The following is a 26,307-nucleotide window of genomic DNA, read 5'->3' on the forward strand; positions in this document are numbered from 1 at the left end:
TTTCAGGCGTTACGCTCTTTCAGGCGTTACTCTTCGAAGACGATCTGATCTTCCATCGAGCTGACGGTGGCTTCGCCAATGCCGCTGACACGGGTTAAATCATTAGCGTTTTCGAAGCTGCCATTGGCGTCGCGCTCCTCGATGATCGCCACCGCACGGCTGGGCCCTACCCCGGGAAGCTCGGCCAGCAGCTCCTCATCGGCCGTGTTGACGTTGATCGGCGCCACCGATTGGGCAAACGCCCCGCCGCTCAAACTCAAGCCGAGTGCGGCCGCCGCCACTAACCCTTTTAGTATCCGCTGCATAATGAGCCCCTCTAATGGTGTTTGAATCGTGTTCGTTTTGTACCAGAGACGACCTCTAAGGTGTCTTTGGTCTTAATTAACTTAGTGGTTGGAAGCGGACGCCGCTGTCATCCATGTATGACGCTATGTGTAGGATTTTCCCTTGAGCGTCTGTTGAAATCGCTTACAAAAAGCGCATCGCAAGGCTGATATAATGGTGCGGTTCAAACAAGGAGCGCGCCCGTGGCAACCGATTCTCCCCTTATTATCGCTCTCGACTACCCTTCGCTTGACCAGGCACTGTGCATGGCGGACCAGCTCGACCCTGCCCGCTGCCGGGTCAAGGTGGGTAAAGAGCTTTTTACCCGTAGCGGCCCGGCGGTGCTCGAGGCGCTGCACGGCCGCGGCTTCGAGGTCTTTCTCGATCTCAAGTTTCACGATATTCCCAATACCGTGGCCGCGGCGGTGCAGGCCGCCGCCGAACAGGGCGTATGGATGGTCAACGTCCATGCCAGCGGCGGCCAGTCGATGATGCGCGCGGCGGCGGATCGCCTGAAAGCGAACGGCCTCGAAACCCACCTGATTGCCGTGACCGTACTCACCAGTATGCAAAGCGATGAGCTTTTGGATATTGGCGTAATGGGAGGGCTCGACGAGCAGGTAATGCGCCTGGCGGGGCTGGCTCAGGAGAGTGGTCTGGCCGGAGTGGTCTGTTCGGCCCGCGAAGCCAAGGCGATCAAAAAGGCCTGTGGCGACGCGTTTTTGAAGGTCACCCCGGGTATTCGCCCCCGCTTTGCCGCGGCCAATGATCAACAGCGCATCATGACGCCGGGTGAGGCACTCGAAGCGGGTAGCACCCACTTGGTGGTAGGACGTCCGGTCACGCAAGCCGAGTCACCGATGGGCGCGCTCGAAGCGATAGAGGCGGAGATCGGCTAACCCTCGGGGCTGCTATTCGCCTTCGATGCCGGTTATCGGTTTGATGGTGCCCCAGCGTCGGCAGCTAGGGCACTGCCACACCAGGTTTTCGCTGGTGAGGCCGCAGTGGCGACAGCGGTGGCGCGGGCGGCCCTCCAGCAGGGCGCCGGTGTGGTGCTTTAGCAGTAGAAGCCGCGTGTCCGGCTTGGTCTTGCCGCTTAGCCGTTCGCTTTGCAGGTACAGGTCGATCAGGTAGTCGAGCCCACCCAGGCTTGGTGCTTCGCGTAGCCACTCGCCGGTACGTTCGATGGCGCTGTCCACGCCATCGCGGTGGTGGACGAGTTCGCCCAGCGCAATGATCACACTGGTGTAGGGCGCCTGGCCAAGAAGCTTATAGAGGTAGGTTTCAAAGCCCTGGGGGTTATCCGAGCGCTCGAAAGCGTGCTTGAGCGCCGAGAGCATGGTCGGAATGTGATCCACGTCCTGAGCCGGGATTCGGTCGAGCCAGTCGATCGCGCGCTGATAGTGGCCATTTTCCATGTCGAGCTCGGCGTACAAAAGCGTGGCCCGTACGCAGTGCTCGTCCATCTGCAGCGCTTTTTTCAAATGTCTGCGCGCAAGCTGGCGGCTCGACTGTGCCTTCTCCTCGACGGCGAGTTCGCAAAGCCAGTGGGCCGCCGCGCGGCGAAGACCGGGTTGCTGCTTGAGAATCGGCTGGACGTTATCCAGTGCCTGCTGCCATTCGCGTTCGCGGTCGAGCAGATCGAGCAAAAGGCGCTTGGCGCTTAGCCGGTAAGTGTCGTTGGATGTCTGGCCGAGCAGCGTCTTTAAAAGCCGCTGGGCGCGGTCGTGAACGCCCAGGGCGATGAAATCCTGGGCGAGTTCGAGCTGAATGTGTTCGTTGGTGGACACGGAGAGCGCCGGGCGGGCGAGCAGGTTCTGGTGAATGCTGACGGCCTTGTCGGCCTCGCCCCGGGCGCGAAAGAGCTTACCCAAGGCGATATGCGTCTCGACGGTTTCGCTATTGACGTCCAGCGCATTGATGAACGTATTGATGGCCTCGTCGGGCTGCTCGTTGAGAAGATAGTTGAGCCCGACGAAATACTCTTTGGAAAGTGCAGGCGACCGATTTGCCGGCCGGATTGACCTTTGTTTGGCGCGATAGCGCACGCCCAGCCCAAAGCCGATAGCGACGGCTGCAAGCAGTGTGCAAAGCAGCGCGACGTCCTGCATTTACACCACTTCCTTGAACTCCTGGGTCCGCAGGCGATCCAGCTCTTTTTGCTGCTGCTTGTTGTGGCGCTCGCTGCGGGCCAAACGCGCCTTCAAGCGGATATAAACACCCAGCATCGCAAGCATTCCCAGAATGACGCCCAGGGTGAGCGTGGCGAGTAGCCATACCGATAGCGATACCGGCGGAAGCTCTGTCCAGATCAGGTTCAGGGCAATCGTCTGCTGGTTGTTGACGGCGAACAAAATGCCGACAAGCAGCACCACCAGTAAAATAATGGCCAGTAAAAGCCCTTTGATCCAACGCATGAGAATTTCCTAATCTGTGACGTGCATGGTGGGTCTATTGTGTATGAGTCGGGGCACGGCGTCATCCCTGAAGTGTTTCAGCGTTTTAGCCGGTGCGTGAAGGCGCGTTTAGTAGCCCAGTGCCCGGCTGGCATCCACCTGCTCGCGAAGCTCTTTCCCGGGTTTGAAGTGGGGGACATACTTGCCCTCCAGGTCCACCGGGTCGCCGGTTTTGGGGTTGCGGCCCATGCGCGGCTCGCGGTAGTGCAGCGAAAAGCTGCCAAAGCCGCGGATTTCGACCCGTCCACCACTTGAGAGGGCGTCTGTCATGTCATCCAAAATAATACGAACCGCCGTTTCGACTTCCTTGGCGGATAGCTCCGGTTGACGCATCGCGATTTGTTCGATTAATTCAGATTTGGTCATCGGTTGGCTCCCTGCAAACGTTAAAGGTCGTAAAAGCTTACGGCCTGAATAACATCCATCTCAGCATACTGCGCATTGTGTTATAAAACAATTTAGATAAAACAAGGTACTAGGTCGAATAACAGCATAGGCGAAGCGGGGCGCTGGCGCGACCCTACAGCTCAGGTATACTGACTTTTCATTTTCGAATTCGTAGAGGTCCACGTTGAGCGACGATACATCCCCGGAGGCCATTCTCCGTAAACGGCTTTACTGGCATTCACGCCGCGGCATGTGGGAGCTGGATCTATTGCTTATTCCTTTCCTCGAAAACCGCTTCGACTCGCTTTCCGCAGAAGATCGGTCGACCTATCAGCGCCTGATCGAAGAAGAAGATCAGGATCTATTCGTTTGGCTGATGCATCGTGAGTGGCCAGCCGATCCTGACCTTCGCCGCCTGGTTCAAATGATTGTCGAGCATGCCGAAACCACCGATAACAGTGCCTATCGCACGCTCTAACTACCCTGCGCTGATTCATTCGGCGCTGACGGCGGGGCTTTTAGGCGTAAGCCTCGCTTTCGCTTCGCCGCTTTGGGTGCTTTGTGCTTTGCCGGTCATGCTTTTTTTGATCGCCCATCACGCCCGTCGCCAGCCGGCGGGTTCGCTTTACATCCAGCCGATTGACGATGCGCTCTATGCGCGCTGGGTGCTCGCCAGTGGCGATCTCGGCGACCAGCAGCCGCTTCGCTGCCACTACCTTGGGTCATGGCTTTTGGGACTGGAGGTGGGAGGGGAGCGGCTTTGGCTCTGGCCGGATAGTCTGCGGAGCGAAAACCACCGGGCGCTGCGGCGACGACTGCATCGCCCGGGCCATTAAAGCGTGAGGCGAAAGTAGCGCAGCGAAAAGCGCTTGGCGATAGGGTTTAAAGCGTTACGAGGGGAGTGATACACAAAGAAACCCGGCAAAGTGCCGTGAGCGTATCGGGGAAAACGAAAGAAAAGGTGGTGCCCGGAGCCGGACTTGAACCGGCACGGGGTTACCCCCGAGAGATTTTAAGTCTCTTGCGTCTACCGATTTCGCCATCCGGGCGTATAACAGCGTCTACGATGGAGGATATCGCGACGCTGTCATGGGATATGGAGGCTGGAGTCGGAATCGAACCGGCGTACACGGAGTTGCAGTCCGCTGCATAACCACTCTGCCATCCAGCCTTGGAGTCGATGGAGCGGGAAAAGAGATTCGATCGGACTGGCGCACCAGCTTTCGACCCACTGCTTAAACCTGCTATCCAAAATGGAGCGGGAAAAGAGATTCGAACTCTCGACCCTCGCCTTGGCAAGGCGATGCTCTACCACTGAGCTATTCCCGCTCGACTCGAGGGCGAATTATACGCACTGACGCAGACTTGTCAATCGAAGAAATGCTCAATACGTACAATAAGATACTGCATTTAACGCGCCTGGGCGTAGGCCGCTGCCGAAGGCTGCGCCTTGGGCTATTACATCGAACGGCTCAGGTGCGGCCAGGCCGCGTGCAGATACTGGAGCATCGACCAGAGCGTTAAAATCGCCGCCGCGTAAAGGATGGCCACACCGACCATTGCGATGTCGTGTCCCGGTGGAAACACCAGTAGTACCAAAAGTGCCACCATCTGCAGGGTGGTTTTGAGCTTTCCGATCCAGGAAACGGCGACCATGCCGCGCTTGCCCATCTCCGCCATCCACTCGCGCAGCGCCGAGATGACGATTTCGCGCCCGATAATCACCAGCGCCGGCAGGGTCAGCAGGGCGCTATCGAAGCGTTCGATGAGCAAGGCCAGCGCCACCGCGACCATCAGCTTATCTGCCACCGGGTCGAGGAAGGCGCCGAACGGGGTCGACTGATTCCAGAGTCTGGCCAAATAGCCATCCAGCCAGTCGGTGACCGACGCCAGGGCGAACAGCCCCGCCGCCAGCGGCATGCTCCAGCCATAGGGCAGATAGAAGAGCACCACCAATAGGGGGATGAAAACGATTCTTGCCAGAGTCAATATGTTGGGTATATTCATCGCAGGGCGCGATCCTTGCCGGAGAATCAGGGAATCAAACGTATGTAGGCGCTATTCTATCCGCCTTGAGGCGCGGCATCCATGCCGGTGGTGGATTATCCGTTCAGCGCCTGATAGATAGTCGCCGCCATGGCCGCGCTAATCCCCGGTACTCGGGCAAGCTCATCCTTGCTTGCTTTCTGCACGCCCTGCAATCCACCAAAAAAGCGCAGCAGCTCCCGGCGGCGCTTGGGGCCCACGCCGGGGATATCCTGCAAGGTGGATGTGCGTCGGGCCTTGTCGCGCTGAGCACGGTGGCCGGCAATCGCAAAGCGGTGCGACTCGTCGCGAATGTGCTGAATCAGATGAAGGGCGGGCGAGGCCGGGTCCATCGGTAGCGGGTTATCGCTGCTCTCCAGAAACAGCGTCTCGAGCCCGGCCTTGCGCGTCGTGCCCTTCGCTACACCGAGCAAAATGATGCCGTCGACCCCAAGCTCGCCGATAACGCCTCGGGCCATATTGAGCTGTCCCTTGCCGCCATCGACGATCAAAATATCCGGTGCGACGGCTTCGCCGCTTTTGACCCGCTTCAAGCGCCTCGTCAGCGCCTGCTGCATCGCGGCGTAGTCGTCGCCGGCGGCCACGCCTTCGATACGAAAATGGCGGTAGTCGCTTTTGCGCGGGCCTTGCTGGTCGAATACCACGCACGACGCCACCGTTGCCTCGCCCTGGCTGTGGCTGATGTCGAAACACTCCAGCCGCTCGGGCGCTTTCTCCAGGTCCAGCGCTTTCTGCAGCGCCTCGAAACGTGCCATGAGCTGCGTCTTGTTGGCGAGTTGGGAGGCCAATTGCTGCTCGGCGTTGGTCATCGCCAGTTTTTGCCATTGTGCACGGTGGCCGCGTACCTGGTGGGCGACGCGCACTCGCTTGCCGGCCTGCTGGCTCAGCGCGTCGGCAATCAGTTGGCTATCGTCCAGGGCGTGGCTGGTAATGACCTCGGCGGGCACGTTATGCGGCTGGCCGAAATAGTATTGGCTGACGACTTCGGTCAAGAGCATCTCATCGCTTAGTTCCAGGTCGTTTTTGGGCGTGTGGTGGCGGGCGCCTAGAAGTCGCCCATCGCGTATGCTCATGACCGAGATACCTTGGGCGCCGGGGCGATGGGCAAGCGCGAAAATATCCGCGTCGCCGCTTTCGTTATCCACGAACTGACGCTGCTGAAGCTGTCTGAGCTTGACGATCTGGTCGCGCAGGCGCCCGGCTTCTTCGAAGTCGAGCGCCTGGCTTGCGGCTTCCATTTGATCGCTGAGCGTTTGGGTGACGTGCTCGCTTTTCCCCTCCAGGCACATCACGGCGTGCTCGACGTCGCGCTGATACTCTTGTTGAGAAATATAGTCCACGCAGGGGGCGCTGCAGCGGTCGATCTGGTACTGAAGGCAAGGCCGGCTGCGGTTGGCGAACACGCTGTCTTCGCAGTTGCGGATGCGAAAGATTTTCTGCATCAGCGTTAGACTCTCCTTCACCGCGCCGCTACTGGGGTAGGGCCCCAGGTAGCGGCCGTCACCCCGACGCTGACGTGCGCGCTTGTACTCGAGCGCAGGATAAGGGTGGCGGTCGGTAACGAAAACGAAGGGGTAGGACTTGTCGTCGCGCAGCAGGATGTTATAGGGCGGACGCAGCTCCTTGATCAGGGTTTGCTCGAGCAGCAGCGCTTCGGTTTCGGTGCGGGTGACGGTCACTTGCACGTCGGCAATGCGCGCCACCATCGCCTGGGTCTTGGCGTTGAGCTGGCCGCGGAAATAACTCGACAGGCGCGCCTTGAGACGCTTCGCCTTGCCGACGTAAAGCGTGTTTTGCTGGTCATCGAGCATACGGTAAACACCCGGGGAGGTGCTTACCGAGCTTAAAAATTGCTTGGCATCGAAAGTCATAGAGCGCTTAGAAGTGCTGGGGCAGGAACTGGATGGTAGGCCTAACCCTGGCGCGCGTCAAAGCCCTCCACCAGCCCGTAGCGCAGCGCTAAATGGGTAAGCTCGACGTCGCTGGCCACTTCCAGCTTTTCGAACAGCCTATAGCGGTAAGTGTTGACCGTTTTGGGGCTCAGATGGAGGCGGTCGGAGATGTCCTGAACGCGCTGACAGTTGACGATCATCAGCGCGATCTGGAGTTCGCGGGGTGAGAGGTTTTGAAACGGGCTATCTTCTTCGGTGAAGTGGGCCAGCGCCAGGCGCTGGGCGATCTCTTGGCTTACGTAGCGCCCACCGCTATCGATTTGACGGATGGCCTCGATCATCTCCGTGGCATCGGCCCCCTTGCTTAAAAAACCTGACGCGCCGGCCTCCAGCATACGCCTTAACGTGCTGTCTTCTACGTAGGCGGTCAGAATCAGTACGCGCACGTTTTTCATGGTGCGACAGATGCGCCGAGTCGCCTCTAGCCCGCCAATGCCGGGCATACGAATATCCATGAGCACCAGATCCGGCTTCAGCTTGCGACAAAGCGAGACAGCGCTTTCGCCATCGTCGGCTTCGCCCGCAATATGAATATCGCACTCTTCGTCCAGCAAGTGCGCGATACTGCTCCTCACCAGGTGGTGGTCATCAGCGATGAGTACGTTAATCACGAGGGTGCTCCTGATACAATGCGCTTGAAACCCGGTATCGGCTTTGCCGTAGAGTGCCATAGCTTCTATTGAAGGAAAATTAGTATTTACTGTTCAATAAAGCGTCTTGACTTGAGTCTGGGTCTGCTCTAATATTCGCCGCGCACTTGGAAGCAATTGCATCAATCCAGTCGCTATATAAGCGCTGGTTTGATAAGGGGCCTTAGCTCAGCTGGGAGAGCGCAACACTGGCAGTGTTGAGGTCAGCGGTTCGATCCCGCTAGGCTCCACCAAATTTCCAAAAGCCTCGTTTTTCAACGAGGCTTTTTTGTGCCTGTCGTTTGGCTTTGTACGAAAGCGCCCGGCACCCGGCCGGGCGCGGCGCTCAGGTGATTTTACCCAGTAGTAAAAATTCCATCAGTGCTTTTTGCGCGTGCAGGCGGTTACCGGCTTCTTGCCAGACCACGGCGCGCGGGTCGTCGAGCAGGGTTTCGCTGATCTCCTCGCCACGGTGGGCGGGCAGGCAGTGCAAAAATAGCGCATCCGCTTTGGCATTATCGAGCATGGCCTCGGTCACTTGGAAGCCGGCGAAGTCCGCTTCGCGCTTGGCTTGCTCTTCTTCCTGGCCCATCGAGGCCCAGACGTCGGTGGTGATCAGGTCTACGCCGCGGGTCGCCTCGACCGGGTCGTGGAAAAGCGTCACGCGCTCTCCGGCAGCCTTTAGAATATCGGCGCGAGGCTCGTAGCCCTTCGGGCAGCAGACGTGCAGGTTGAAGTCGAACTGGCGCGCGGCGTTGATCCACGAGTGACACATGTTGTTGCCATCACCCACCCAAACCGCCGTGCGGCCTTCGACGCTACCGCGATGCTCGATCCAGGTCATGATGTCAGCCAGCAGCTGGCAGGGGTGATAGTCATCGCTGAGCGCGTTGATCACCGGCACGGTGCTGGCCGCTGCGAAGGTTTCGATGCCTGCGTGGGAAAAGGTGCGAATCATGACCGCATCGACCATTTCCGAGAGCACGCGGGCGGTATCTTCGATCGGCTCGCCGCGACCGAGCTGGCTGTCGCGAGGGGAAAGAAACAGCGCATGGCCGCCGAACTGGGTCATACCCGTCTCGAAAGAAACGCGGGTACGCGTGGAGGATTTTTCGAAAATCATCGCAAGCGTTCGGTTTTTGAACGGTGTGTAGATCGGCCCCTGGGCTTTCAGCTCGGTTTTGATCAAAATGGCGCGCTGCATCAAGTAGGCGAGCTCATCCTGGCTTAAATCCATCAGGGTCAGAAAATGGCGGGTCGCCATGGTGCGTCTCTCCACGTAAATACCCCATCCTAGCGAGGGCGCAGGGGATGCGCAACGCCATCGGCATGGGTAGAATAGGGGGATTGGTAAAGCCGAGTAGTTTACTCAGGTATCGCCATTATGTTGCGGTAGGGTTAAACAGATACTTTGAGTCGCGTAAACTAGCGCCGACCGCGCCACCGATCGAAGGAGTACGTCATGAGCACAACGGTTGAGAATATTCAGCGTCAAATCGGCGAAAACCCGATTCTTATCTACATGAAAGGCACGCCTCAGCTGCCTCAATGCGGGTTTTCGGCCCAAACCGTTCAGGCACTAATGAGCTGCGGCGAGCGTTTCGCCTTCGTCAACGTGCTGGACAACCCGGATATTCGCAGCGAGCTGCCCAAGGTTGCCAACTGGCCGACCTTCCCTCAGCTTTGGGTCGAAGGCGAGCTGGTGGGCGGCTGCGATATCGTGATGGAAATGCACCAAAGCGGCGAGCTCGAAAAGCTCATCAAGGATGCCGGTCAGCGCGCCACCGCCAACGAGGGCAGCGACGCCCCTAGCGAGTAACGCGTGCCAAGCGGCTGGCGGGCTCTCATTCAACCGCTAGCATGGCGTTTTGCCATCGCTTGACGTTACTCGATGTTGTGTTCATCCGGCGCCAGGCCGCGCCGGATGAGTTAGCCCGCCCAAGGAAGTAATGCTCAATGAGCTATCAGGTTCTGGCCCGCAAATGGCGCCCGCGTACATTTCACGAGCTGGTGGGGCAGACCCATGTTCAGCGTGCGCTGGTCAACGCCCTCGACCAGGGGCGCCTTCATCACGCCTATCTGTTTACCGGCACCCGTGGGGTCGGTAAGACCACCTTGGCGCGTATACTCGCCAAGTGCCTGAACTGCACCGCGGGCGGTGACGGCGACGAGGGCATTACCTCTACGCCGTGCGGTGCATGCGATAGCTGCCGCGCCATCGACGAGGGGCGCTTTGTCGACCTGATCGAAGTCGACGCCGCCTCGCGCACCAAGGTGGAAGACACCCGCGAGCTTCTCGATAACGTTCAGTACGCGCCGACGCAGGGACGCTACAAGGTGTATCTCATCGATGAGGTGCACATGCTCTCGACCAGCAGTTTCAACGCGCTGCTGAAAACGCTGGAAGAGCCGCCGCCCCACGTCAAATTCCTGCTCGCTACCACCGATCCTCAGAAGCTGCCGCCGACGGTGCTCTCGCGCTGTTTGCAGTTTACCTTGAAGCACATGCCGCCGGAGCGGGTGGTCGAGCATCTGACGTTCGTGCTGGGACAAGAGGGCGTCGAGTTCGAAGAGAGCGCCCTGTGGCTTTTGGGCAAGGCCGCCGAAGGCTCGATGCGCGATGCCATGAGCCTGACCGATCAGGCGATCGCTTTCGGCCAGGGGACGGTGCGCCACGCCGACGTAGCGGCGATGCTCGGCACCCTCGACCATCGCCATATCATGGCGCTGGCCCAGGCACTGGCGGATGTCGACGTTCAGGCGCTGCTAACGGAAGTCGCCATGCTTTCGGAGCAGGGGCCGGACTTCGCCGCAGTGCTCGACGAGCTGAGCGCTATTTTGCACCGCCTGGCGGTCGCCCAGATGGTCCCCGGTGCCGTGGACAACAGCCACGGCGATCGTGACACGATTCTCACGCTTGCCAAGCGTTTCACCGCCGAGGATATCCAGCTCTACTACCAGATCGGCATTCAGGGCCGCGGCGATATGGAACACGCCCCGGACTTGCGCAGCGCGCTGGAAATGACGCTTCTGCGTATGCTGGCGTTTCGCCCTCAGGGCGTGCCCAAGCCGCCGCGCACGCCGCTGCCGCTGCGCGCCGAGCCTGCTGGCGAGCACGCCGCCCCCGAGCAAGCCAGCGCCTCGCAAGAAGCGGTCGAGCCAAAAAAGCCTGAGCCTGCACCGGCGCCCGAGGCGCCTTCGCCCGCGCCGGTGCAGGATACGCCAGTGCAGGACACTCAAAAGAGCGAGCCTGCCGATCAGGCGCCGCCGCCCTGGGCAATGGACGAACCAACCCCCTACGGCGACGCCCCCGAGACCGCTTTCGATGCGAAAGCGCCGGAGCGGGCAGATGAACCCGTGCAAGAGGGCGCGCCGAACGAGCCTGCCCCGGAGGCGCCCGAGTTCGACTATCCGGATGCGCCAGAACCAGAGCCAGAACCAGAGCACGCGCCAGATCACCAAGCCGGCGTTGCTCCCGAGCCCGTAGAGGCTCCCGCTGCCCAGCCCGCACCCGCGGTACCCGAGGCATCCGAGGCGCCGCTCGATGCCGATACCCGGCTTGACCACGCGCGCTGGCTGAACCTTTTCGATACGCTGGGCCTTGGCGGGCTTACGCGTAATCTGGCCGCCCACTGCCAGTTGGCCAGTGACGACGGGCAGACCATTACATTGCAGCTCGACCCTAGTCAGTCGGCGATGCAGGCGGATGTCCACCAAACGCGCATCGAAAAAGCGCTGGGCGAGCAGGGGCTCAAGCGCCGGGTCAGCTTCGAGGTGGCCGAGCTCGACAGTGGCGTGGAAACCGCGCGGGATCAGACGCTTCGCTTTCAGCGCGAGCGGCACAAAGAGGCCGTTGATCTATTGCAACGCGACCCCAATATACAGAAATTACAGCAAGCCTTCGGGGCGACGCTCAACGAATCCAGCGTCAAGCCAAAAACCCCGGAGTCGCTATGACAGCCGGACGGTTACGGCTTACGCTTATGCTGGTAACGCACTGATCTATTATCCAGGGAGAGAACGCCATGATGAAAGGTGGAATGGGCAACTTGATGAAGCAAGCCCAGGAAATGCAGGAAAAAATGCAGAAGGTCCAGGAAGAAGCGGCCAAGGCCGAGGTGTTCGGTGAAGCCGGCGCGGGCATGGTCAAGGTGACCATGAACGGCCGTCACGATGTCAGCGATGTCACCATCGACCCAAGCGTTCTGGAAGAAGACAAGGAGCTGCTCGAAGACCTGCTGGCCGCGGCCGTCAACGATGCCGTGCGCAAGGTCGAAGCCCACTCCAAGGCGCAAATGGAAGAGGCCACTGCCGGTCTTAACCTGCCGCCCGGCTTCAAGATGCCGTTTTAAGCGATGCGTTTTTCCCCGCTGATCGAGCAGCTCATCGAAGCATTTCGCGTGCTGCCAGGCGTTGGGCCCAAAACGGCCCAGCGCATGGCCATGCATTTGCTCGAGCGGGAGCGCGAGGGCGGTAAGCATTTGGCCGGGGTGATCGAGCGCGCCATCGAAGAGGTCGGCTACTGCCAGCAGTGCCGTACCTTGACCGAGGCGAAGGTTTGCGCGCTGTGCGAAAGCCTTCGGCGCGACGATTCACTGCTTTGTGTGGTGGAGTCGCCCGCCGATCAGCTCGCCATCGAAGAGGCCGGCGGCTTTCACGGGCGCTATTTCGTGCTTCACGGTCATCTCTCGCCGCTGGACGGCGTGGGACCGGAGGCCATCGGCCTGGGGCTGCTCGAAAGCCGGGTCAGCGAAGGTCTTATCAAGGAGATCGTGCTGGCGACCAACCCGACCGTCGAAGGCGAGGCGACCGCGCACTATATTGCCTCGCAGCTGGCCCAGTACGGGGTCGCTTTTTCGCGCCTTGCTTACGGGGTGCCCATGGGCGGCGAACTCGAATATGTGGACGGCGGCACCTTGAGCCGCGCGTTCAATGGCCGTTTGCCGTTCGGGCTCGAGTAACACCGCCCGCCGGATTTTGTACCACTGTCACTACCGTAGCCTTCAGGCTGCGGCCCCCACAGGGAAGTCTACCGTGTCCGCTATAAGTAACCCGTCCTATCGATGGATTGAGACCGCCGATCAGCTCGATGCCGCCTGTCAGGAGGTCGAAGCTGCCAGCGTGATCGCCCTGGATACGGAGTTTTTCCGCGAAAACACCTTTTTTCCGATCCCGGCGCTGATCCAGTTCGCCGCCGGTGAGCTTGCGTATCTAATCGACCCGGTCACCACACCCTGCACGCCGGCCTTCAAAGCGCTGTTGCAAAACGATGCGGTCAAGCTTCTCCACGCTTGCAGCGAAGATCTCGAAATATTCCAGCTGTGGGCGGGCGTAATGCCAGCGCCGCTGGTGGATACCCAGATCGCTCAGTCGCTTTTGGGTGAGGTGCCCGCCATGGGGTATCAAAAGCTCGTCGAATTCTGGGTCGGAGAAACCCTGCCCAAGGAAGAGACGCGCTCTAACTGGCTGACCCGGCCGCTGACGACCGGCCAGTGCGAGTACGCCGCGCTCGACGTTATCTATTTGCTCGAGGTATGGGCACTGCAGGCCGAAAAGCTCGAGCGCCTCGGCCGTCGGGCGTGGCTTTTCGAGGAGTGCGCCGCCCAGCTCGATCAGGCAGAGCGCAGCAGCGAGAGCGATGCGCTCTGGTACACCCGCCAGCGCCAGCTTTGGCGGCTTGCGCCGCGCCAGCTCGAGGCGTACCGGCTGATGACGACTTGGCGTGAAGGGGAAACCCGGCGGCGCGATCTTCCGCGCAACTGGTTGGCCAGTGACAAGCTGCTGTTTGCCATCGCCGAAGCGATGCCCAAAAACCGCTTCGAAATTGCCGCCATCGAGGGCGTCAAGCCGACGCTGGTTAAAAAAGAGGGCGATACGCTGCTGGAGCTGGTCAAAAATGCTCAGCACTGCCCGGAGGCGTCGCTGCTCGAGCGCTGGCCCGACCCGGCAGAGGCGGGCTTCAAGCGTCGTTTCAAGGCGCTCAAGAAGGTGCTCAACGCCCAAGCGGCGGCGCTGGAAATTGCGCCTGAAGTGTTGATGCGCCGCCGGGATATCGAAGCGCTGGTCATGCAGCACCAGGCGAACGAGGCGCTCGCGCTGCCCGGCGGCTGGCGCGGCGAGCGTTTGAACGACGACCTGCGTTTGGCCCTGGAGGAGTCGGCATGAGCAATAAATTGCTGTGCGAGATTTTCAAAAGTTCGCGCAAAGAAGAGATGTATCTCTACGTAGACAAACGCCAGGGCCTCGAGCCGGTGCCCGAGGCGCTGCTTGCCACCTTCGGCAAGCCCGTGGCGGTGCTGACCATGATCCTGACCGCCGATAAAAAGCTCGCTCGAGTCGATACTCAGGATGTCATCGCGGCGATCGGGGAGCAGGGGTTTTACTTGCAAATGCCGCCGGCCAAGGAAGAGTACCTGTTGGACGTTCACCGGGCCCACGTCAACCGCTTTTCATGAACTTTCTTGCCCACGCCTGGCTTGCCCGCCAGGGGGAAGATGGCTTCTTGCTGGGTAACGTGATTGCCGACGGCGTCAAGGGTAGCGACCTGTCAGGCTGGCCAGATGCTGTGGCCTCGGGCGTTCGCCACCACCGCCGGGTCGATGCCTTCGTGGATAGCCATGACGTCATCAAGCGCGCTAAACGGCGTGCCCCCGCGGATCAGCGGCGCGTGGCCGGCATTGCGCTGGATATCCTGTGGGATCACTTTTTGGCGCGGGCGCTGATCGGCACGCCGGAGTTCGACGCGTTGATCGAGCGCCTGTATGCGCTTTTGGCGCGGGAGCCCGCGCCGAACCGGCTGGCGCTCATGATGCCGTCACTGATCGAGCACGACTGGCTGCGTGGCTACGCGGACTTCGGTTTTACCTGTCGGGCGATTGCCGGGCTTGGGCGCAGGCTTTCCGGCCCGAATCGGCTGGCGGAGATAACGCCCTGGCTCGAGCGCGACTACCGCTGGCTGGAAGACCATTTTCACCCCCTCTGGAACGAGTGCGCCGCCAGGCTGACCAGTGCCGGTTAGCTTTGCGTGAGTGCCTGGACCAGGCCGGGGAAGGACGACGAGACGAGGGTGCTATGCGCGAACGCTTCTGGGAACGATACGCGCTCGAAGAGCTTACCGATGATGAGTGGGAGGCTCTTTGCGACGGGTGCGGGCAGTGCTGTCTGCTGAAATTTCACGACGATGATACCCAGGAGCTGGCCGTGCTCAATGTAGCGTGCCGCCTGCTGGATACGCACAGCTGTCAGTGCAGCGATTACGAGAACCGCTTCGATACGGTGCCCGACTGTACGCAACTGACCCCGGCGCTGGTTCGTGAGTTCACCTGGCTACCTACTACCTGCGGTTACCGCCGGGTGGCGGAGGGGCGAAAGCTAGCCGGTTGGCATCCGCTTTTGAGTAACGACGCGGAACGGGTGCACCGCAAGGGCGTAAGCGTACGCAGCTTTGCGGTATCCGAGCTCGACGTGCCCGAGCGCGAATGGGACGAACACATCATCGCCGTACTGCCCATTCACTAGCGTTTTGAAGCGGCGAGCTTAGCTTTTTAGCGCAACCAGTAGGGCCGCCAGGCGCTTGGTAAACGATAGGCGCGCCTGAGCGGTCTTTTCGGACCGGGTGGCCTGGGTGGCGGGGGTATCCCAAATGGTAAGAAACTGTTCCTGATGCTTCATAAAGCTCTCCTGGCGCCGGGGCGCGTGGTGTTCTCGATCTAACCGAATGTTGTCGCTATTCATGCTAGACGTTGGTCTATACAACTAACGGCTAGTATGGCGCAGTCGGTTTTTTATGGAAAGCTTTTTCACAAAATAAAAAAGCACCCGCGGTCGTCCCGCGGGTGCTTTTTTTTGCGCCTGAGTGCTAAAGGCCTGGGCTTTCATCGCGTTAGTCGGCAAGCCCCATCGCCCAAAGGATGAAGGCATCCTGGCGGGCGCTATCTTTCCAGGCCTTGAAGCGCCCGGAAGCGCCGCCGTGGCCGCTGTCCATGTCGGTGTACAGTAATACCGGGGCGCTACCCGTTTGCACGCGGCTGATCTGGGCGTAAAACTTGGCCGGTTCCCAGTAGCTCACTCGCGTATCGAACCAGCTCCCCTCGATCCAAAGCGCCGGATAGGCTTGCTCGGTGATGTTATCCACCGGCGAGTAGTCGCGTATGCGTACCTCGACCTCGGGCTCGGCCGGGTTGCCCCATTCGCTGTACTCGGCGGTGGTCAGCGGAAGATCCGGGTTTTGCATGGTGCGCAGCACGTCGAGAAAAGGCACATCCAGCACCGCGGCGCAGAATGCCTCGGGGGCGCGGTTGATGCTCGTACCCACCAGCAGGCCACCAGCGCTGGCTCCATACGCCACGACTTTGTCGTCAAGGCTTAGCCCTTCATCGACCAGCGCCTGGCGGGCGGCTAAAAAGTCGTCAAAGCTGTGCTCCTTTTGCGCCATCTTGCCGTCGAGATACCAGGGCTCGCCGCGCTCGCCCCCACCGCGTACGTGGGCCACCGCAAAGGCAGCGCCGCGCTCCAGAAGCGATAGCCTGGCGATCGAGAACCAGGGGTCCAGCGGCTCGCCGTAGGCGCCGTAGCCATAGAGCAGCGTCGGTAGCGGCTGACCAATCAAATCCGCGCGGGCAACGATGGACACCGGCACCTGCTCGCCGTCCGCGCTGGTGGCCCAGAGGCGCTTGCTGGCTAGCGCCTCTGGCCGGAGCGCGCCATGCACCGGCAGGGTTTTCAAAAGCGTTCGCTCGCCGCTTTCAAGGTCCAGGGTGTACCAGCTGGCCGGTCGTGTAAACGACTCTTCGCGCAGGCGCAGGATTTGCGTATCGAAGTGCGGGGAGTCCTCCAGTAATTGCGAGCAGGGTGTTTCCGGCAGCGCGATCAACTCGTCAGTAGTGATCGTGTCATCGCCTTCGAGCACCAAGCGCCTAAGCCGTGTTTGCGCCTCTTGATGGCTGCGCTCGGCGACCATGAGCCCCCAGGCATAAGCGTCCACGCCCTCCAGGGTTTGCTCCTTTTGGTGGGGGATCAACGTTTGCCACTCGGCGTCTTCATCCCACGCGGCCTCGGCCAGTACGTCGAGGGCGAAGTGGGGGCCCGCCTGGTTTTGCAGCCGATAAAACGCCCCGGGGCGGTGGTCGATACTGACTTCGACCCCTTTGCTGCGTCGGTGTAAAACCTGCGGCGCCGTGGCCGGGGCATCGGCGGGAATCGCCAGAATCTCGGTGGTGTCCTTGGCGGCGGTCTCGATGAAAAGCCAGGTCCTGGAGCGGGTCTTACCGATCCCTAACCAGAACTCGGCGTCGTCTTCGCGCATCACAAGCGTTGCCGGAGGGTCGAGCGCCGGGCGGGCGAAGCTCACGTCGCAGCGCCATAGGCTGTCCGGGCGCTGGGTGGCATCGAAACGGGTGAAAAACAGCGTCGCGCTTTGAGGCGTTTGGTCTTCGGCCCAGCAAAGGTCCGGGCCGATGTCGCTGGCAAGTTTGCGCGGCTCGCCGTTGGGTAGCGCCTTGAGCCACAGCGTGTAGCGCTCGTCGCCCTGGGTGTCCTCGCTCCAGGCAAGCCACTGCTCATCCGGGGTGAGCGCCATGTCGCCGATATCGAAAAAGGCGTGCTCGCCCGCGCGGGCTACCACGTCAAAAAAGCACTCCGGCGCGCCAGGATCATCGATCGGCGCGCGCCACCAGCGAGGGTAGTCGTCGTGCTCGCCGGTTTCACTCCAGACCGTAAACACATCGAGGGTGGTGCCAAGACTTTTCACCGCAAGCTCGCGCCGTGCCAGGTGGCTTTGATAAAGCGACTCGGCAAGCGGAGCAAGGGGCTCGAACCAGCGGGCGTGCTCCTCGTTGGCGTCGGTTAGAAAAGCGCTGACCTCGGGGGCTTCGCGCTCTTCCAACCAGTGCCAATCCGGGTCATCGGCGCGATAATGGCGCTTTTGGGGCGACTCTTTGGGCATGCCGGGCTGTGCTTTCATAAATTGACAGGTACCATAACGGGAAATTAACCGCGGGTGCGTCCACCCACACGAGGGTATTATGCTGTTTACAAGCTCAATGTCACTGCTCTGGCTGAGTTATTACGGGGTTTCGCTGGTCGTGCTCGTGGCGGTCTACTTTGCGCTAGCGTTTTTACCGCGCCTGCCAAGGCTGGTGCTGACCTGGTGCGTGGCCGGGGCGATGTGGATGCCGGCGCGCTTTAGCCTGCCGCTGATCGAAGAGAACGAGTTCTATACCGGCTGGGCGCCCTCGGCGATGGTCTCGGCGGTCGGCTTTTTGGAGCGCAGCACCTCGGCCATGTGGGCCGGGCTTGTGTGGCTGCTCGTCGGTATCGCGTTAGGCGCTTGTGTGGGCGTGGCCCTTTGGTGGCTGCGCCGCCCGGTCGATCGCGCCCCGGCCAAGCGCTCACCGGATGATAAACGCCCGCCGAATGGCGGTAAGCGCCAGCCCACCGCCAAGCGAGGCGCCGCCAAGCCCCGCGGTGGCAACGACGAGCACCGCCGCCGCGAGCCGGTCATCAACTAAAAGGCTCCATCAGGCAAAGGAGAGCCCCATGTGCGAGCTTTTGGGCATGAGTGCCAATGTGCCGACGGATATCTGCTTTAGCTTTTCCGGCTTTCTACACCGCGGCGGGGGCACCGGCCCCCACCGCGATGGCTGGGGCATCGCCTTTTACGAGCAGGGCGGGTACCGTGAATTTCGCGACCCGCACCCCTCGGTCGACTCGCCCATCGCGCGGCTGATTTGCGACTACCCGATCAAATCCAACGTGGTGATCAGCCATATACGCCAGGCAAACGTCGGCGGGGTGCGTTTGAACAACACCCACCCGTTTACCCGGGAAATGTGGGGGCGGCCTTGGTGCTACGCCCACAACGGGCAACTAAGCGGTTGGCAAACACTGCCGCTGGATGTCTACACCCCGGTGGGCAGTACCGACAGCGAGCACGCTTTTTGCTGGATTTTAGGCGAGCTGCGTCGCGCATTCCCCACGCCGCCAGCCTCTTGTGAGCCGGTCGGGGCGCTGCTCCATACGCTGTGTGAAAAACTGCGGGGGCTTGGGGTGTTCAACCTGCTGCTGTCTGATGGCGAGTCGCTTTACTGCTATTGTTCGACCAAACTTTCCCATATCACCCGCCAGGCACCGTTCGGCGAAGCCGAGCTTGCCGATGCCGACATGACGGTGAACTTCAGCGAGCATACCACAGCGTTCGATGTGGTTTCGGTGATCGCCACTGCGCCGCTTACCCACAACGAGAAGTGGACGGCCATGGTGCCGGGCGAGCTTTTAGTTTGGCAGTCGGGAAGTATAAAAGCGCAATACACACCCTCGTGAGGGGAGCGGTCTACGCTATGTAGGCAGGTAGGCAAAACGTTCGTTAGCCCCCGCGGAGCGGCGGGCTCAGCCGGTATTGGGGGTGTCGAGTTGAAACAGGAGTTTCAAGCAGGCGTTTTACAGCGTTACCCCCCTCGTATATCGTAAGCGTTTAACCCCATCTCAAAGATCGCCAAAATAACAAGGTCGGTCCACTTATCGACACGGATAGCGGAGATTGCCCCATGAGCGAACACGCCGATGCTCCTATGCTACATGGCCCAGCGCTTGAAGGGTTGGATCAATACGATTCGATCACTGACGTTTTTGAAACCGCGGTAGAGCGCTACAGCGACAACCCGGCGTTTAGCTGCATGGGTCAAACCCTGAGCTTTGCCGAGCTTGATACCTACTCGAAGCAGTTTGCCGCCTGGCTTCAAAACGACACCGATCTCGAGCCTGGCGACCGCATCGCCATTCAACTGCCCAACGTGCTGCAGTTCCCTGTGGCCGTGTTCGGCGCGCTACGGGCGGGGATGGTGGTGGTCAATACCAACCCGCTCTACACCGAGCGTGAAATGGCTCACCAGTTCAAGGACGCCGGTGCCAAAGCCATCGTCATTCTTGCCAACATGGCGCACAAGCTCGACAAGGTGCTGGAGAAAACCGATATCTCCCACGTGGTGGTCACCGAGCTTGCCGATCTTCACGGCGCGCCCAAGCGCTGGGTGATCAACGCGGTGGTCAAGTACGTCAAGAAGATGGTACCGACCTACCGCCTGCCGGGCGCGATCGGGTTCCGCCAGGTGATGAAGGCCGGCGCCAACCATGAGTTTACGCCGGTCAAGCGCACTGCGGACGACGTGGCGGCGCTGCAGTACACCGGCGGCACCACCGGCCAGCCCAAAGGCGCGATGCTCACCCACACCAACCTGATCGCCAATATGCTCCAGGCGCGCATGGCGATCGGTACGCACCTGGAAAACGGCAAGGAGCTGGTGATCGCGCCGCTGCCGGTCTATCACATCTACACCTTTACGGTGAACTGCCTGTTTTTGATGGAAACCGGTAACCACTCGGTGCTGATCACCAATCCGCGGGATCTGCCCGCTTTCGTCAAGGAGCTCAAAAAGCTCAAATTCACCAGCTTTATCGGGCTCAATACGCTATTTAACGCGCTTTGCCAGCGTGATGACTTCCGCGCGCTCGATTTCTCCCGGCTCAAGCTGACCATTTCCGGCGGTATGGCGCTGACCAAAGCCGCGGCCAAGCGTTGGGAAGAAGTGACCGGCTGCCCGGTGGCGGAAGGTTACGGGCTGACCGAAACCTCGCCGGTGGTGAGTTTCAATCCCACCGAAGCCATCCAGTTGGGGACCATCGGCAAACCCGTGGCCGGCACCTCGGTCAAGGTGGTCGATGCCGACGGCAACGACGTAGCGCTTGGTGAACCCGGCGAGCTTTGCATCAAGGGCCCGCAGGTCATGAAAGGCTACTGGCAGCGCGACGACGAAACCCAAAAGTCGATCGATGCGGGCGGCTGGTTCCATTCCGGCGATATCGCCGTGCTCCAGGACGATGGCTATATCCGCATCGTTGATCGTAAAAAGGACATGATCCTGGTGTCGGGCTTCAACGTTTATCCCAACGAGGTCGAGGACGTGGTCGCGACCCACCCGGATATCGTCGAGTCCGCAGTAGTGGGCGTGCCCGACGAGAATGCCGGCGAGGCGATCAAACTTTTCGTGGTCTCCAAAAACAGCGACCTGGACGCCCAAACGCTGCGCGCCTGGTGCAAAAAAGAGCTCACCGCTTACAAGGTCCCCAAGTACATCGAGTTTCGCGACGAACTGCCCAAAACCAACGTGGGCAAGGTATTGCGGCGCGAGCTGCGCGACGAGGAGACCTCAAGCGAAGGCGAGCAGGAGAAAGCCTGAGCGTAAGCCAAAAGGGTAGGGCGGCCGTCCGGGTTAGCCCTCCCACAACCGAAAGCGCTATACTGTTCGGCCCGCTTTTTTGGCGGGCCGAATTTTTATTTTTTGGATGGAATCTGAGCCTAACGTGAGCACTGAGACGCACTCCTTGACCGATGCCCAACAGGTGACGCAGCTCGAGCGAGCGCTTGACGAGGTAACCCTTCGCGACAGCCACCGCCTGGCACGGCGTCTTGGCGGTCTCAAGCGTCGTCTGCGTGACAACAAGCCGATCGGCCGCGGCCTCGACGAGGTCAGCCGCGAGGTCGACAAGGCCAAGCGCTTGGCGGCCAGTCGCGCCGCCACGCCGGTATCCATCAGCTATCCGCCGGGTCTTCCCGTAGTCGAGCGCCGCGAGGACATCCTCGAGGCCATTCGGGATCACCAGGTGGTCGTGGTGGCCGGCGAAACCGGCTCGGGCAAAACGACCCAGTTGCCCAAGATATGCCTGGAGCTTGGGCGTGGGCGCCGCGGCCAGATTGGCCATACCCAGCCGCGCCGGCTGGCCGCGCGCAGCGTTGCCACACGGATTTCAGAGGAGCTCGACGTTAGCCTGGGCGAGCAGGTGGGCTATCAGGTGCGCTTTACCGATCAAAGCGCGCCCAACACCCTGGTCAAGCTCATGACCGACGGTATTTTGCTGGCCGAAACCCAGCACGACCCGATGCTTTGGCGCTACGACACCATCATCATCGACGAGGCGCACGAACGCAGCCTCAATATCGATTTTCTGCTCGGCTATTTGAAACGCCTGCTGCCCAAGCGCCCGGATTTGAAGGTGATCATCACCTCGGCGACCATCGATGTCGAGCGCTTTGCCGCGCACTTTGCAACCGACGACACGCCGGCCCCGGTGGTCGAGGTCTCCGGGCGCGCCTTCGACGTGGATGTGCTTTACCGCCCCCTGGTGCGAAGCGACGACGACGAAGAGGACCGCACGCTACAAGAAGGCATCGTGGGCGCGATTGAAGAGATCGAAACTTTAGAGCGCGAGAAGGGGTGGCTGCACGGCCCGCGAGACGTGCTGATCTTTTTGCCCGGTGAGCGCGAGATTCGCGAAACCGCGGACACGCTGCGCCGTGCGGACTTCAAGAGCACCGAAATTCTGCCGCTCTACGCCCGGCTCTCCAACGAGGAGCAGAACCGGGTGTTCGCCCCGCACCGCGGTCGGCGCATCGTGCTGGCCACCAACGTCGCGGAGACCTCGCTCACCGTGCCCGGCATTCGTTACGTGGTCGACCCGGGGCTTGTACGCATTAGCCGGTATAGCTACCGGGCGAAGATCCAGCGCCTGCCCATCGAGCCGATCAGCCAGGCAAGCGCCAACCAGCGCAAGGGTCGCTGCGGGCGTATCGCCGAGGGCGTGTGCATTCGCCTTTATGACGAAGAGGACTTTCTGTCGCGCCCGGCGTTCACCGACCCGGAAATCCAGCGTACCAATCTCGCCTCGGTCATCCTCTCGATGCTGTCGTTGAAGCTTGGCAACATCGAGGCCTTTCCCTTCGTCGACCCGCCGGATAGCCGCTTCGTCAAGGACGGCTTTAGGCTTTTGTTCGAGCTCGGCGCGGTGGATCAAAAAGAGCAGATCAGCGAACTGGGACGCAAGCTAGCGCGGCTGCCCATCGACCCGCGGCTTGCGCGCATGGTGCTCGAGGGTGCCGAGCGCCAGAGCCTTCGCGATGTGCTGGTGGTGGTCTCGGCGCTGGCGATACAAGACCCCCGGGAGCGCCCGGCGGACAAGCGCCAGGCCGCGGACCAGGCCCACCAGCGCTGGCACGACCCGGACTCGGATTTCGTCGCGCTGCTCAATCTTTGGCACGGCATCGAAAACGCTCGCGGATCGCTTTCGAACAGCCAAATGCGCCGCTGGTGTCGCGAGCACTACGTCAATTATCTGCGCATGCGCGAGTGGCACGACACCTTCCGCCAGCTTAGACAGCTCTTGCGCGATATGGACATCGAAGTGCCCGGGCCTTTGCCTGCCAATGAAGACGAAAGCGAGGAAGAGGCGCGCCAGGCGCGGCGCAAGACCTCCGGTAAGCTGCACCAGGCGCTGCTCTCCGGGCTTTTATCGAATTTGGGTAACCTTACGGAAAACCGCGAGTACCTGGGGGCGCGCAACCGCAAGTTCTTCATTCACCCGGGTTCCGGGCTTGCGAAAAAAACGCCCAAGTGGGTGATGGCGTTCGAGCTGGTCGAAACCACCAAGCTCTACGCCCGCACGGTGGCGAAAATCGATCCGGCCTGGATCGAGTCCCAGGCCGAGCATCTGGTCAAACGAAGCTACAGCGAGCCCCACTGGGAAATGAAGCGCGCCCAGGTCGTGGCCTTCGAACAGGTGACGCTGTTTGGCCTGCCCATCGTTGCCCGTCGGCGGGTCAACTTTGGCGCCATCGACCCCAAGGAGTCCCGGGATATTTTCATTCGCCGGGCGCTGGTAGAAGGTGAGTTTCAGACCAAAGGCGCGTTCTTCGCCCATAATCGGGCGCTGGTCGACGAGGTCGAAGCGCTCGAGGACCGCGCCCGCCGCCGCGACATTCTGGTCGATGAAGAAACGCTCTACGCCTTTTACGACGAACGCATTCCAGGCGATGTCGTCAACGGCAAGGGCTTCGAGCACTGGCGCAAGCAGGCCGAGCGCGAGACCCCGGATCTTTTGAAGTTCGATATCGAAACGCTCAAGGCGCGGGAGGCCGAGGACGTCACCCGTGCCCAATATCCGGATTACCTGACGCTTGGGGGTGTGGCCTACCCGGTGAGCTACCACTTCGAACCCCAGGCCGAGGACGACGGCGTCACGCTCACCGTGCCCGCCGCTATGCTTTCGCAGCTGCCGGTCAGCGCTTTGGAGTGGCTGGTGCCCGGGCTTTTGCGTGAAAAGTGCATTGCGCTTTTGAAATCGCTGCCCAAGAGCATTCGCCGCCAGGTGGTGCCGATTCCGGACTGGGTCGACGCCGCGCTACACGTGCTGACCCCCAACGAGCGCCCGCTGACCGAGGCCCTGGGCGAGTTTCTACGCCGGCGCACCGGAACCCGGGTCCATCCGGACGACTGGCGGCTGGACCAGCTCGAGGCGCACCTGGTGATGAACGTGCGCGTGGTCGACCACGCCGGTCACCAGCTTGGCCAAGGGCGCGATGTACGTGCGCTGGAAAAACGCTTCGAGCAGGCGGCAAGCCTGGGCGCCCAGGCGCTGGCCAAAGAGGCAAGCCAGGCGCCAACGCTCGACGCGCTGCCCGAGGCGCCGCTTCCGGCATCGAAAGTCACCACCCAGGCCGGTATTCGCGTGGAAGCCTACCCGGCATTGACTCATGAAGGTGAAGCGTTCAAGGTCGCGCTATTCGATCACCCGGCGAAGGCAGAGGCCGCCCACCGCGAGGGCGTGGCGCGGTTGGCCATTACCCAGTGTCCGGATCAGGTCAAGGCGATCAAAGCGTTACCGGCGCTCGAGAAGTGCGCGCTGCTGTTTACCAACGTGGGCAGCAAGCAGGCGTTCATAGCCGATGTGTTGCTGGCGGTATTTACCCAGGTGGTCGCGACGGCGCCGCTGCCGCGCTCGGCGGGGGAGCTCGACGCGCGGCTCGCCCAGGTAGACACCACCCTGGTCGATCACGCCAAGACGCTTTTAAGCGATGTCGAGGCGGCGTTAAAAGGCCATCTGGAGCTTGCCAAGCAGCTCAAGGGGAATTTGAACTTCGCCCTGGCGCTGGTTTACAGCGATGTGCGCGCACAGATGCAGCGTTTGGTCTATCCTGGCTTCATCCGTGATGCGGGCGAGTGGCTTTCGGAGTACCCTCGTTATTTCGAAGCCGCGCTGATTCGTCTTGAGAAAGCCGCGCGGGAGCGCGGGCGCGACCAGATGATGATGAAGGACGTTCAGGCGCTAGAGGCGCGCTTCGACGCCCGGCGCGAAAGCGAGCGCCGCGGCCAGGTCGAAGACCCGGCGCTGGTCGCCTTCGGCTGGTGGATTCAGGAGCTTCGTGTGTCGCTTTTTGCCCAACAGCTGGGCACTAAAATGCCCGTCTCGGTCAAGCGCCTTGAAAAGCACTGGGAAGAAATCACGCGCCTTTGAGGCGCTTAGCCATACGTGCCGCTCAAGGCCGCTAAAGGAGAATACACATGAATGACGTGGTGATTACCGGTACGGGGCTTTATACGCCGGAACACGCCATCGACAACGAAGCCCTGGTGGCGGCGTTCAATACCTACGTTGACGATCACAACGCGCGCTTTGCCGATGAGATTCAGGCCGGTAGCCGCGCACCGCTCGCCTACTCGAGCAGCGAGTTCATCGAGAAGGCCTCGGGCATCAAAAGCCGTTACGTGCTGAACGCCGAGGGCATTCTGGACCCCGAGCGCATGCGTCCGCACCTGCCCGACCGGGCCAACGACGAGCCCTCGATTCAATGTGAAATGGCCACTCACGCCGCCCGCGAGGCGCTTGCAATGGCCCAGGTGGACGCACAAGATATCGAGCTGGTCATCGTTGCCTGCTCGAATCTGGAGCGCGCCTACCCGGCGGTAGCGGTGGAGGTACAGCAAGCGCTGGGGACCTCGGGCTACGGGTTCGACATGAACGTGGCGTGCAGTTCCGCCACCTTTGCGATCGAAACCGCGGCGAACGCCATCGCCGCCCAAAGCGTCAAGCGGGCGCTGGTGATCAGCCCGGAAATCTGCTCGGCGCACCTGAATTTTACCGACCGCGACAGCCACTTCATCTTTGGCGATGCGTGCACGGCGGTGGTGCTCGAGCAAAGCGAGCTCGCCGTGGCCAAACAGCGCTTCGAGATACTCGGCACGCGCCTGGTGACCCAGTTCTCCAACGCCATTCGTAACAACTCAGGCTTTTTGAACCGCGTCACCGACAGCGACCCGATGGGGCTGGACAAACTGTTCGTCCAGGAAGGGCGGCGCGTGTTCAAGGAAGTGTGCCCGATGGTCGCCAAACTCATCGTCTCGCACCTACAAGCGCTCGAGCTCTCCGGTGACGACGTCAAGCGGATGTGGCTCCACCAGGCCAATCAGCACATGAACGACCTGATTGCCCGCAAGGTACTCGGGTTCGAGCCAGACGAAAGCCAAGCGCCGATCATTCTCGATCGCTACGCTAATACAAGCTCTGCCGGCTCCATCATCGCGTTTCATCTGCATCGTGAGGATCTGGTGGCCGGCGATATCGGGCTGATCTGCTCCTTTGGAGCGGGTTACAGCGCCGGGAACGTCGTGCTGCGCTGCCAGTAAGGCG

26 protein-coding genes and 4 tRNA genes are annotated in these 26,307 nt (G+C 61.0%); 17 read left to right on the forward strand and 13 right to left on the reverse strand.

Annotated features, from left to right (window positions below; genetic code table 11):
* Nucleotides 1–26 precede the first annotated feature (26 nt).
* Nucleotides 27–305 carry a ComEA family DNA-binding protein gene (locus ACWFVE_RS05555; protein WP_447528288.1) on the reverse strand — a complete coding sequence of 93 codons (279 nt, stop codon included), beginning with the start codon at nucleotides 303–305 and terminating at the stop codon, nucleotides 27–29.
* A 222-nt stretch (nucleotides 306–527) separates the two neighbouring features.
* On the opposite strand from ACWFVE_RS05555, the gene pyrF reads away from it, so the two are divergent.
* Nucleotides 528–1,223 carry an orotidine-5'-phosphate decarboxylase gene (gene pyrF, locus ACWFVE_RS05560; RefSeq protein WP_447528289.1) on the forward strand — a complete coding sequence of 232 codons (696 nt, stop codon included), beginning with the start codon at nucleotides 528–530 and terminating at the stop codon, nucleotides 1,221–1,223.
* Nucleotides 1,224–1,235: 12 nt separating this feature from the next.
* Here pyrF and lapB read toward each other — a convergent pair whose 3' ends face one another.
* From lapB to ACWFVE_RS05575, 3 genes are all read right to left on the reverse strand, one after another.
* Nucleotides 1,236–2,435 carry a lipopolysaccharide assembly protein LapB gene (gene lapB, locus ACWFVE_RS05565; protein ID WP_447528290.1) on the reverse strand — a complete coding sequence of 400 codons (1,200 nt, stop codon included), beginning with the start codon at nucleotides 2,433–2,435 and terminating at the stop codon, nucleotides 1,236–1,238.
* Nucleotides 2,436–2,741: a lipopolysaccharide assembly protein LapA domain-containing protein gene (locus ACWFVE_RS05570; protein ID WP_447528291.1), complete on the reverse strand. Its 306-nt coding sequence runs from the start codon at nucleotides 2,739–2,741 to the stop codon at nucleotides 2,436–2,438.
* A 108-nt stretch (nucleotides 2,742–2,849) separates the two neighbouring features.
* Nucleotides 2,850–3,146, reverse strand: coding sequence for an integration host factor subunit beta (locus tag ACWFVE_RS05575; protein ID WP_447528292.1), 297 nt, complete (start codon nucleotides 3,144–3,146; stop codon nucleotides 2,850–2,852).
* Nucleotides 3,147–3,351: 205 nt separating this feature from the next.
* Here ACWFVE_RS05575 and ACWFVE_RS05580 point away from each other — a divergent pair, with 205 nt between their 5' ends.
* Together ACWFVE_RS05580 and ACWFVE_RS05585 are read left to right on the forward strand one after the other, a co-directional pair.
* Entirely contained in the window at nucleotides 3,352–3,645 is a 294-nt protein-coding gene (locus ACWFVE_RS05580) for an FAD assembly factor SdhE (RefSeq protein WP_447528293.1), read from the forward strand.
* Nucleotides 3,626–4,003, forward strand: a complete 378-nt coding sequence (locus ACWFVE_RS05585; protein WP_447528294.1) for a hypothetical protein — start codon at nucleotides 3,626–3,628, stop codon at nucleotides 4,001–4,003. The genes ACWFVE_RS05580 and ACWFVE_RS05585 overlap by 20 nt, the downstream gene beginning before the upstream one ends.
* Before the next feature lie 126 nt (nucleotides 4,004–4,129).
* On the opposite strand, the gene ACWFVE_RS05590 is transcribed toward ACWFVE_RS05585, so the two are convergent.
* The 6 genes from ACWFVE_RS05590 to uvrY all read right to left on the reverse strand — a co-directional run bounded on the left by ACWFVE_RS05590 (nucleotide 4,130) and on the right by uvrY (nucleotide 7,776).
* A tRNA-Leu gene (locus tag ACWFVE_RS05590) sits at nucleotides 4,130–4,216 on the reverse strand.
* Nucleotides 4,217–4,264: 48 nt separating this feature from the next.
* Nucleotides 4,265–4,338 (reverse strand) — tRNA-Cys (locus tag ACWFVE_RS05595).
* An 83-nt stretch (nucleotides 4,339–4,421) separates the two neighbouring features.
* Nucleotides 4,422–4,496, reverse strand: a tRNA-Gly gene (locus tag ACWFVE_RS05600).
* A 129-nt stretch (nucleotides 4,497–4,625) separates the two neighbouring features.
* Complete coding sequence (pgsA, locus tag ACWFVE_RS05605) at nucleotides 4,626–5,174, reverse strand: CDP-diacylglycerol--glycerol-3-phosphate 3-phosphatidyltransferase (RefSeq protein WP_447528295.1); 549 nt, start codon at nucleotides 5,172–5,174, stop codon at nucleotides 4,626–4,628.
* A gap of 95 nt (nucleotides 5,175–5,269) precedes the next feature.
* On the reverse strand, nucleotides 5,270–7,084 hold the full coding sequence (uvrC, locus tag ACWFVE_RS05610; RefSeq protein WP_447528296.1) for an excinuclease ABC subunit UvrC: 1,815 nt from the start codon (nucleotides 7,082–7,084) through the stop codon (nucleotides 5,270–5,272).
* A gap of 41 nt (nucleotides 7,085–7,125) precedes the next feature.
* On the reverse strand, nucleotides 7,126–7,776 hold the full coding sequence (gene uvrY, locus ACWFVE_RS05615) for a UvrY/SirA/GacA family response regulator transcription factor (RefSeq protein WP_447528297.1): 651 nt from the start codon (nucleotides 7,774–7,776) through the stop codon (nucleotides 7,126–7,128).
* Between the two features lie 196 nt (nucleotides 7,777–7,972).
* Between uvrY and ACWFVE_RS05620 the strand changes: the two genes are divergently transcribed.
* Nucleotides 7,973–8,048, forward strand: a tRNA-Ala gene (locus ACWFVE_RS05620).
* Between the two features lie 92 nt (nucleotides 8,049–8,140).
* On the opposite strand, the gene argF is transcribed toward ACWFVE_RS05620, so the two are convergent.
* Nucleotides 8,141–9,058, reverse strand: a complete 918-nt coding sequence (gene argF, locus ACWFVE_RS05625; protein WP_447528298.1) for an ornithine carbamoyltransferase — start codon at nucleotides 9,056–9,058, stop codon at nucleotides 8,141–8,143.
* Between the two features lie 198 nt (nucleotides 9,059–9,256).
* Here argF and grxD point away from each other — a divergent pair, with 198 nt between their 5' ends.
* The 8 genes from grxD (at nucleotide 9,257) to ACWFVE_RS05665 (ending at nucleotide 15,312) form a co-directional block, all read left to right on the forward strand.
* Complete coding sequence (gene grxD / locus ACWFVE_RS05630; protein ID WP_447528299.1) at nucleotides 9,257–9,613, forward strand: Grx4 family monothiol glutaredoxin; 357 nt, start codon at nucleotides 9,257–9,259, stop codon at nucleotides 9,611–9,613.
* Nucleotides 9,614–9,750: 137 nt separating this feature from the next.
* On the forward strand, nucleotides 9,751–11,751 hold the full coding sequence (dnaX, locus tag ACWFVE_RS05635) for a DNA polymerase III subunit gamma/tau (RefSeq protein WP_447528300.1): 2,001 nt from the start codon (nucleotides 9,751–9,753) through the stop codon (nucleotides 11,749–11,751).
* Between the two features lie 68 nt (nucleotides 11,752–11,819).
* Entirely contained in the window at nucleotides 11,820–12,146 is a 327-nt protein-coding gene (locus ACWFVE_RS05640) for a YbaB/EbfC family nucleoid-associated protein (protein WP_447528301.1), read from the forward strand.
* Between the two features lie 3 nt (nucleotides 12,147–12,149).
* Nucleotides 12,150–12,755: a recombination mediator RecR gene (recR, locus tag ACWFVE_RS05645; protein WP_447528302.1), complete on the forward strand. Its 606-nt coding sequence runs from the start codon at nucleotides 12,150–12,152 to the stop codon at nucleotides 12,753–12,755.
* 73 nt (nucleotides 12,756–12,828) lie between these two features.
* Nucleotides 12,829–13,959 carry a ribonuclease D gene (rnd, locus tag ACWFVE_RS05650; protein WP_447528303.1) on the forward strand — a complete coding sequence of 377 codons (1,131 nt, stop codon included), beginning with the start codon at nucleotides 12,829–12,831 and terminating at the stop codon, nucleotides 13,957–13,959.
* Nucleotides 13,956–14,249: a YcgL domain-containing protein gene (locus ACWFVE_RS05655; protein WP_447528304.1), complete on the forward strand. Its 294-nt coding sequence runs from the start codon at nucleotides 13,956–13,958 to the stop codon at nucleotides 14,247–14,249. The genes rnd and ACWFVE_RS05655 overlap by 4 nt, the downstream gene beginning before the upstream one ends.
* Nucleotides 14,246–14,812 (forward strand): acyl carrier protein phosphodiesterase, encoded by a 567-nt coding sequence (locus ACWFVE_RS05660; protein ID WP_447528305.1) that lies wholly within the window; start codon nucleotides 14,246–14,248, stop codon nucleotides 14,810–14,812. Before ACWFVE_RS05655 ends, ACWFVE_RS05660 begins: the two co-directional genes overlap by 4 nt.
* A 53-nt stretch (nucleotides 14,813–14,865) precedes the next feature.
* Entirely contained in the window at nucleotides 14,866–15,312 is a 447-nt protein-coding gene (locus ACWFVE_RS05665) for a YcgN family cysteine cluster protein (RefSeq protein WP_447528306.1), read from the forward strand.
* An 18-nt stretch (nucleotides 15,313–15,330) separates the two neighbouring features.
* Here ACWFVE_RS05665 and ACWFVE_RS05670 read toward each other — a convergent pair whose 3' ends face one another.
* Complete coding sequence (locus ACWFVE_RS05670) at nucleotides 15,331–15,465, reverse strand: hypothetical protein (protein WP_447528307.1); 135 nt, start codon at nucleotides 15,463–15,465, stop codon at nucleotides 15,331–15,333.
* A 211-nt stretch (nucleotides 15,466–15,676) separates the two neighbouring features.
* The gene (locus ACWFVE_RS05675) at nucleotides 15,677–17,755 is read right to left on the reverse strand and encodes a S9 family peptidase (RefSeq protein ID WP_447528308.1); all 2,079 of its coding nucleotides are present in this window, start codon (nucleotides 17,753–17,755) and stop codon (nucleotides 15,677–15,679) included.
* A gap of 61 nt (nucleotides 17,756–17,816) precedes the next feature.
* Here ACWFVE_RS05675 and ACWFVE_RS05680 point away from each other — a divergent pair, with 61 nt between their 5' ends.
* The 5 genes from ACWFVE_RS05680 (at nucleotide 17,817) to ACWFVE_RS05700 (ending at nucleotide 26,303) form a co-directional block, all read left to right on the forward strand.
* Nucleotides 17,817–18,302: a hypothetical protein gene (locus ACWFVE_RS05680; RefSeq protein WP_447528309.1), complete on the forward strand. Its 486-nt coding sequence runs from the start codon at nucleotides 17,817–17,819 to the stop codon at nucleotides 18,300–18,302.
* Between the two features lie 28 nt (nucleotides 18,303–18,330).
* Nucleotides 18,331–19,113, forward strand: a complete 783-nt coding sequence (locus ACWFVE_RS05685; RefSeq protein ID WP_447528310.1) for a class II glutamine amidotransferase — start codon at nucleotides 18,331–18,333, stop codon at nucleotides 19,111–19,113.
* Between the two features lie 224 nt (nucleotides 19,114–19,337).
* On the forward strand, nucleotides 19,338–21,026 hold the full coding sequence (locus ACWFVE_RS05690) for an AMP-binding protein (protein WP_447528311.1): 1,689 nt from the start codon (nucleotides 19,338–19,340) through the stop codon (nucleotides 21,024–21,026).
* Between the two features lie 106 nt (nucleotides 21,027–21,132).
* A complete protein-coding gene (hrpA, locus tag ACWFVE_RS05695) occupies nucleotides 21,133–25,134 on the forward strand; it encodes an ATP-dependent RNA helicase HrpA (RefSeq protein WP_447528312.1) in 4,002 nt (1,333 codons plus the stop codon).
* Between the two features lie 47 nt (nucleotides 25,135–25,181).
* Nucleotides 25,182–26,303, forward strand: coding sequence for a beta-ketoacyl-ACP synthase III (locus ACWFVE_RS05700; protein WP_447528313.1), 1,122 nt, complete (start codon nucleotides 25,182–25,184; stop codon nucleotides 26,301–26,303).
* The last annotated feature ends 4 nt before the right edge of the window (nucleotides 26,304–26,307 follow it).

It is taken from the genome of Vreelandella mediterranea, from assembly GCF_970647075.1.

Excerpts from the sequence above, each read along its gene's own strand:
- ACWFVE_RS05555 (WP_447528288.1), bottom strand. The coding sequence starts at position 305 with ATGCAGCGGATACTAAAAGGGTTAGTGGCGGCGGCCGCACTCGGCTTG.
- lapB (WP_447528290.1), bottom strand. The coding sequence starts at position 2,435 with ATGCAGGACGTCGCGCTGCTTTGCACACTGCTTGCAGCCGTCGCTATC.
- ACWFVE_RS05570 (WP_447528291.1), bottom strand. The coding sequence starts at position 2,741 with ATGCGTTGGATCAAAGGGCTTTTACTGGCCATTATTTTACTGGTGGTG.
- ACWFVE_RS05575 (WP_447528292.1), bottom strand. The coding sequence starts at position 3,146 with ATGACCAAATCTGAATTAATCGAACAAATCGCGATGCGTCAACCGGAG.
- pgsA (WP_447528295.1), bottom strand. The coding sequence starts at position 5,174 with ATGAATATACCCAACATATTGACTCTGGCAAGAATCGTTTTCATCCCC.
- uvrC (WP_447528296.1), bottom strand. The coding sequence starts at position 7,084 with ATGACTTTCGATGCCAAGCAATTTTTAAGCTCGGTAAGCACCTCCCCG.
- argF (WP_447528298.1), bottom strand. The coding sequence starts at position 9,058 with ATGGCGACCCGCCATTTTCTGACCCTGATGGATTTAAGCCAGGATGAG.
- grxD (WP_447528299.1), top strand. The coding sequence starts at position 9,257 with ATGAGCACAACGGTTGAGAATATTCAGCGTCAAATCGGCGAAAACCCG.
- dnaX (WP_447528300.1), top strand. The coding sequence starts at position 9,751 with ATGAGCTATCAGGTTCTGGCCCGCAAATGGCGCCCGCGTACATTTCAC.
- ACWFVE_RS05640 (WP_447528301.1), top strand. The coding sequence starts at position 11,820 with ATGATGAAAGGTGGAATGGGCAACTTGATGAAGCAAGCCCAGGAAATG.
- recR (WP_447528302.1), top strand. The coding sequence starts at position 12,150 with ATGCGTTTTTCCCCGCTGATCGAGCAGCTCATCGAAGCATTTCGCGTG.
- ACWFVE_RS05655 (WP_447528304.1), top strand. The coding sequence starts at position 13,956 with ATGAGCAATAAATTGCTGTGCGAGATTTTCAAAAGTTCGCGCAAAGAA.
- ACWFVE_RS05660 (WP_447528305.1), top strand. The coding sequence starts at position 14,246 with ATGAACTTTCTTGCCCACGCCTGGCTTGCCCGCCAGGGGGAAGATGGC.
- ACWFVE_RS05665 (WP_447528306.1), top strand. The coding sequence starts at position 14,866 with ATGCGCGAACGCTTCTGGGAACGATACGCGCTCGAAGAGCTTACCGAT.
- ACWFVE_RS05670 (WP_447528307.1), bottom strand. The coding sequence starts at position 15,465 with ATGAAGCATCAGGAACAGTTTCTTACCATTTGGGATACCCCCGCCACC.
- ACWFVE_RS05675 (WP_447528308.1), bottom strand. The coding sequence starts at position 17,755 with ATGAAAGCACAGCCCGGCATGCCCAAAGAGTCGCCCCAAAAGCGCCAT.
- ACWFVE_RS05680 (WP_447528309.1), top strand. The coding sequence starts at position 17,817 with ATGCTGTTTACAAGCTCAATGTCACTGCTCTGGCTGAGTTATTACGGG.
- ACWFVE_RS05685 (WP_447528310.1), top strand. The coding sequence starts at position 18,331 with ATGTGCGAGCTTTTGGGCATGAGTGCCAATGTGCCGACGGATATCTGC.
- ACWFVE_RS05690 (WP_447528311.1), top strand. The coding sequence starts at position 19,338 with ATGAGCGAACACGCCGATGCTCCTATGCTACATGGCCCAGCGCTTGAA.
- hrpA (WP_447528312.1), top strand. The coding sequence starts at position 21,133 with ATGGAATCTGAGCCTAACGTGAGCACTGAGACGCACTCCTTGACCGAT.
- ACWFVE_RS05700 (WP_447528313.1), top strand. The coding sequence starts at position 25,182 with ATGAATGACGTGGTGATTACCGGTACGGGGCTTTATACGCCGGAACAC.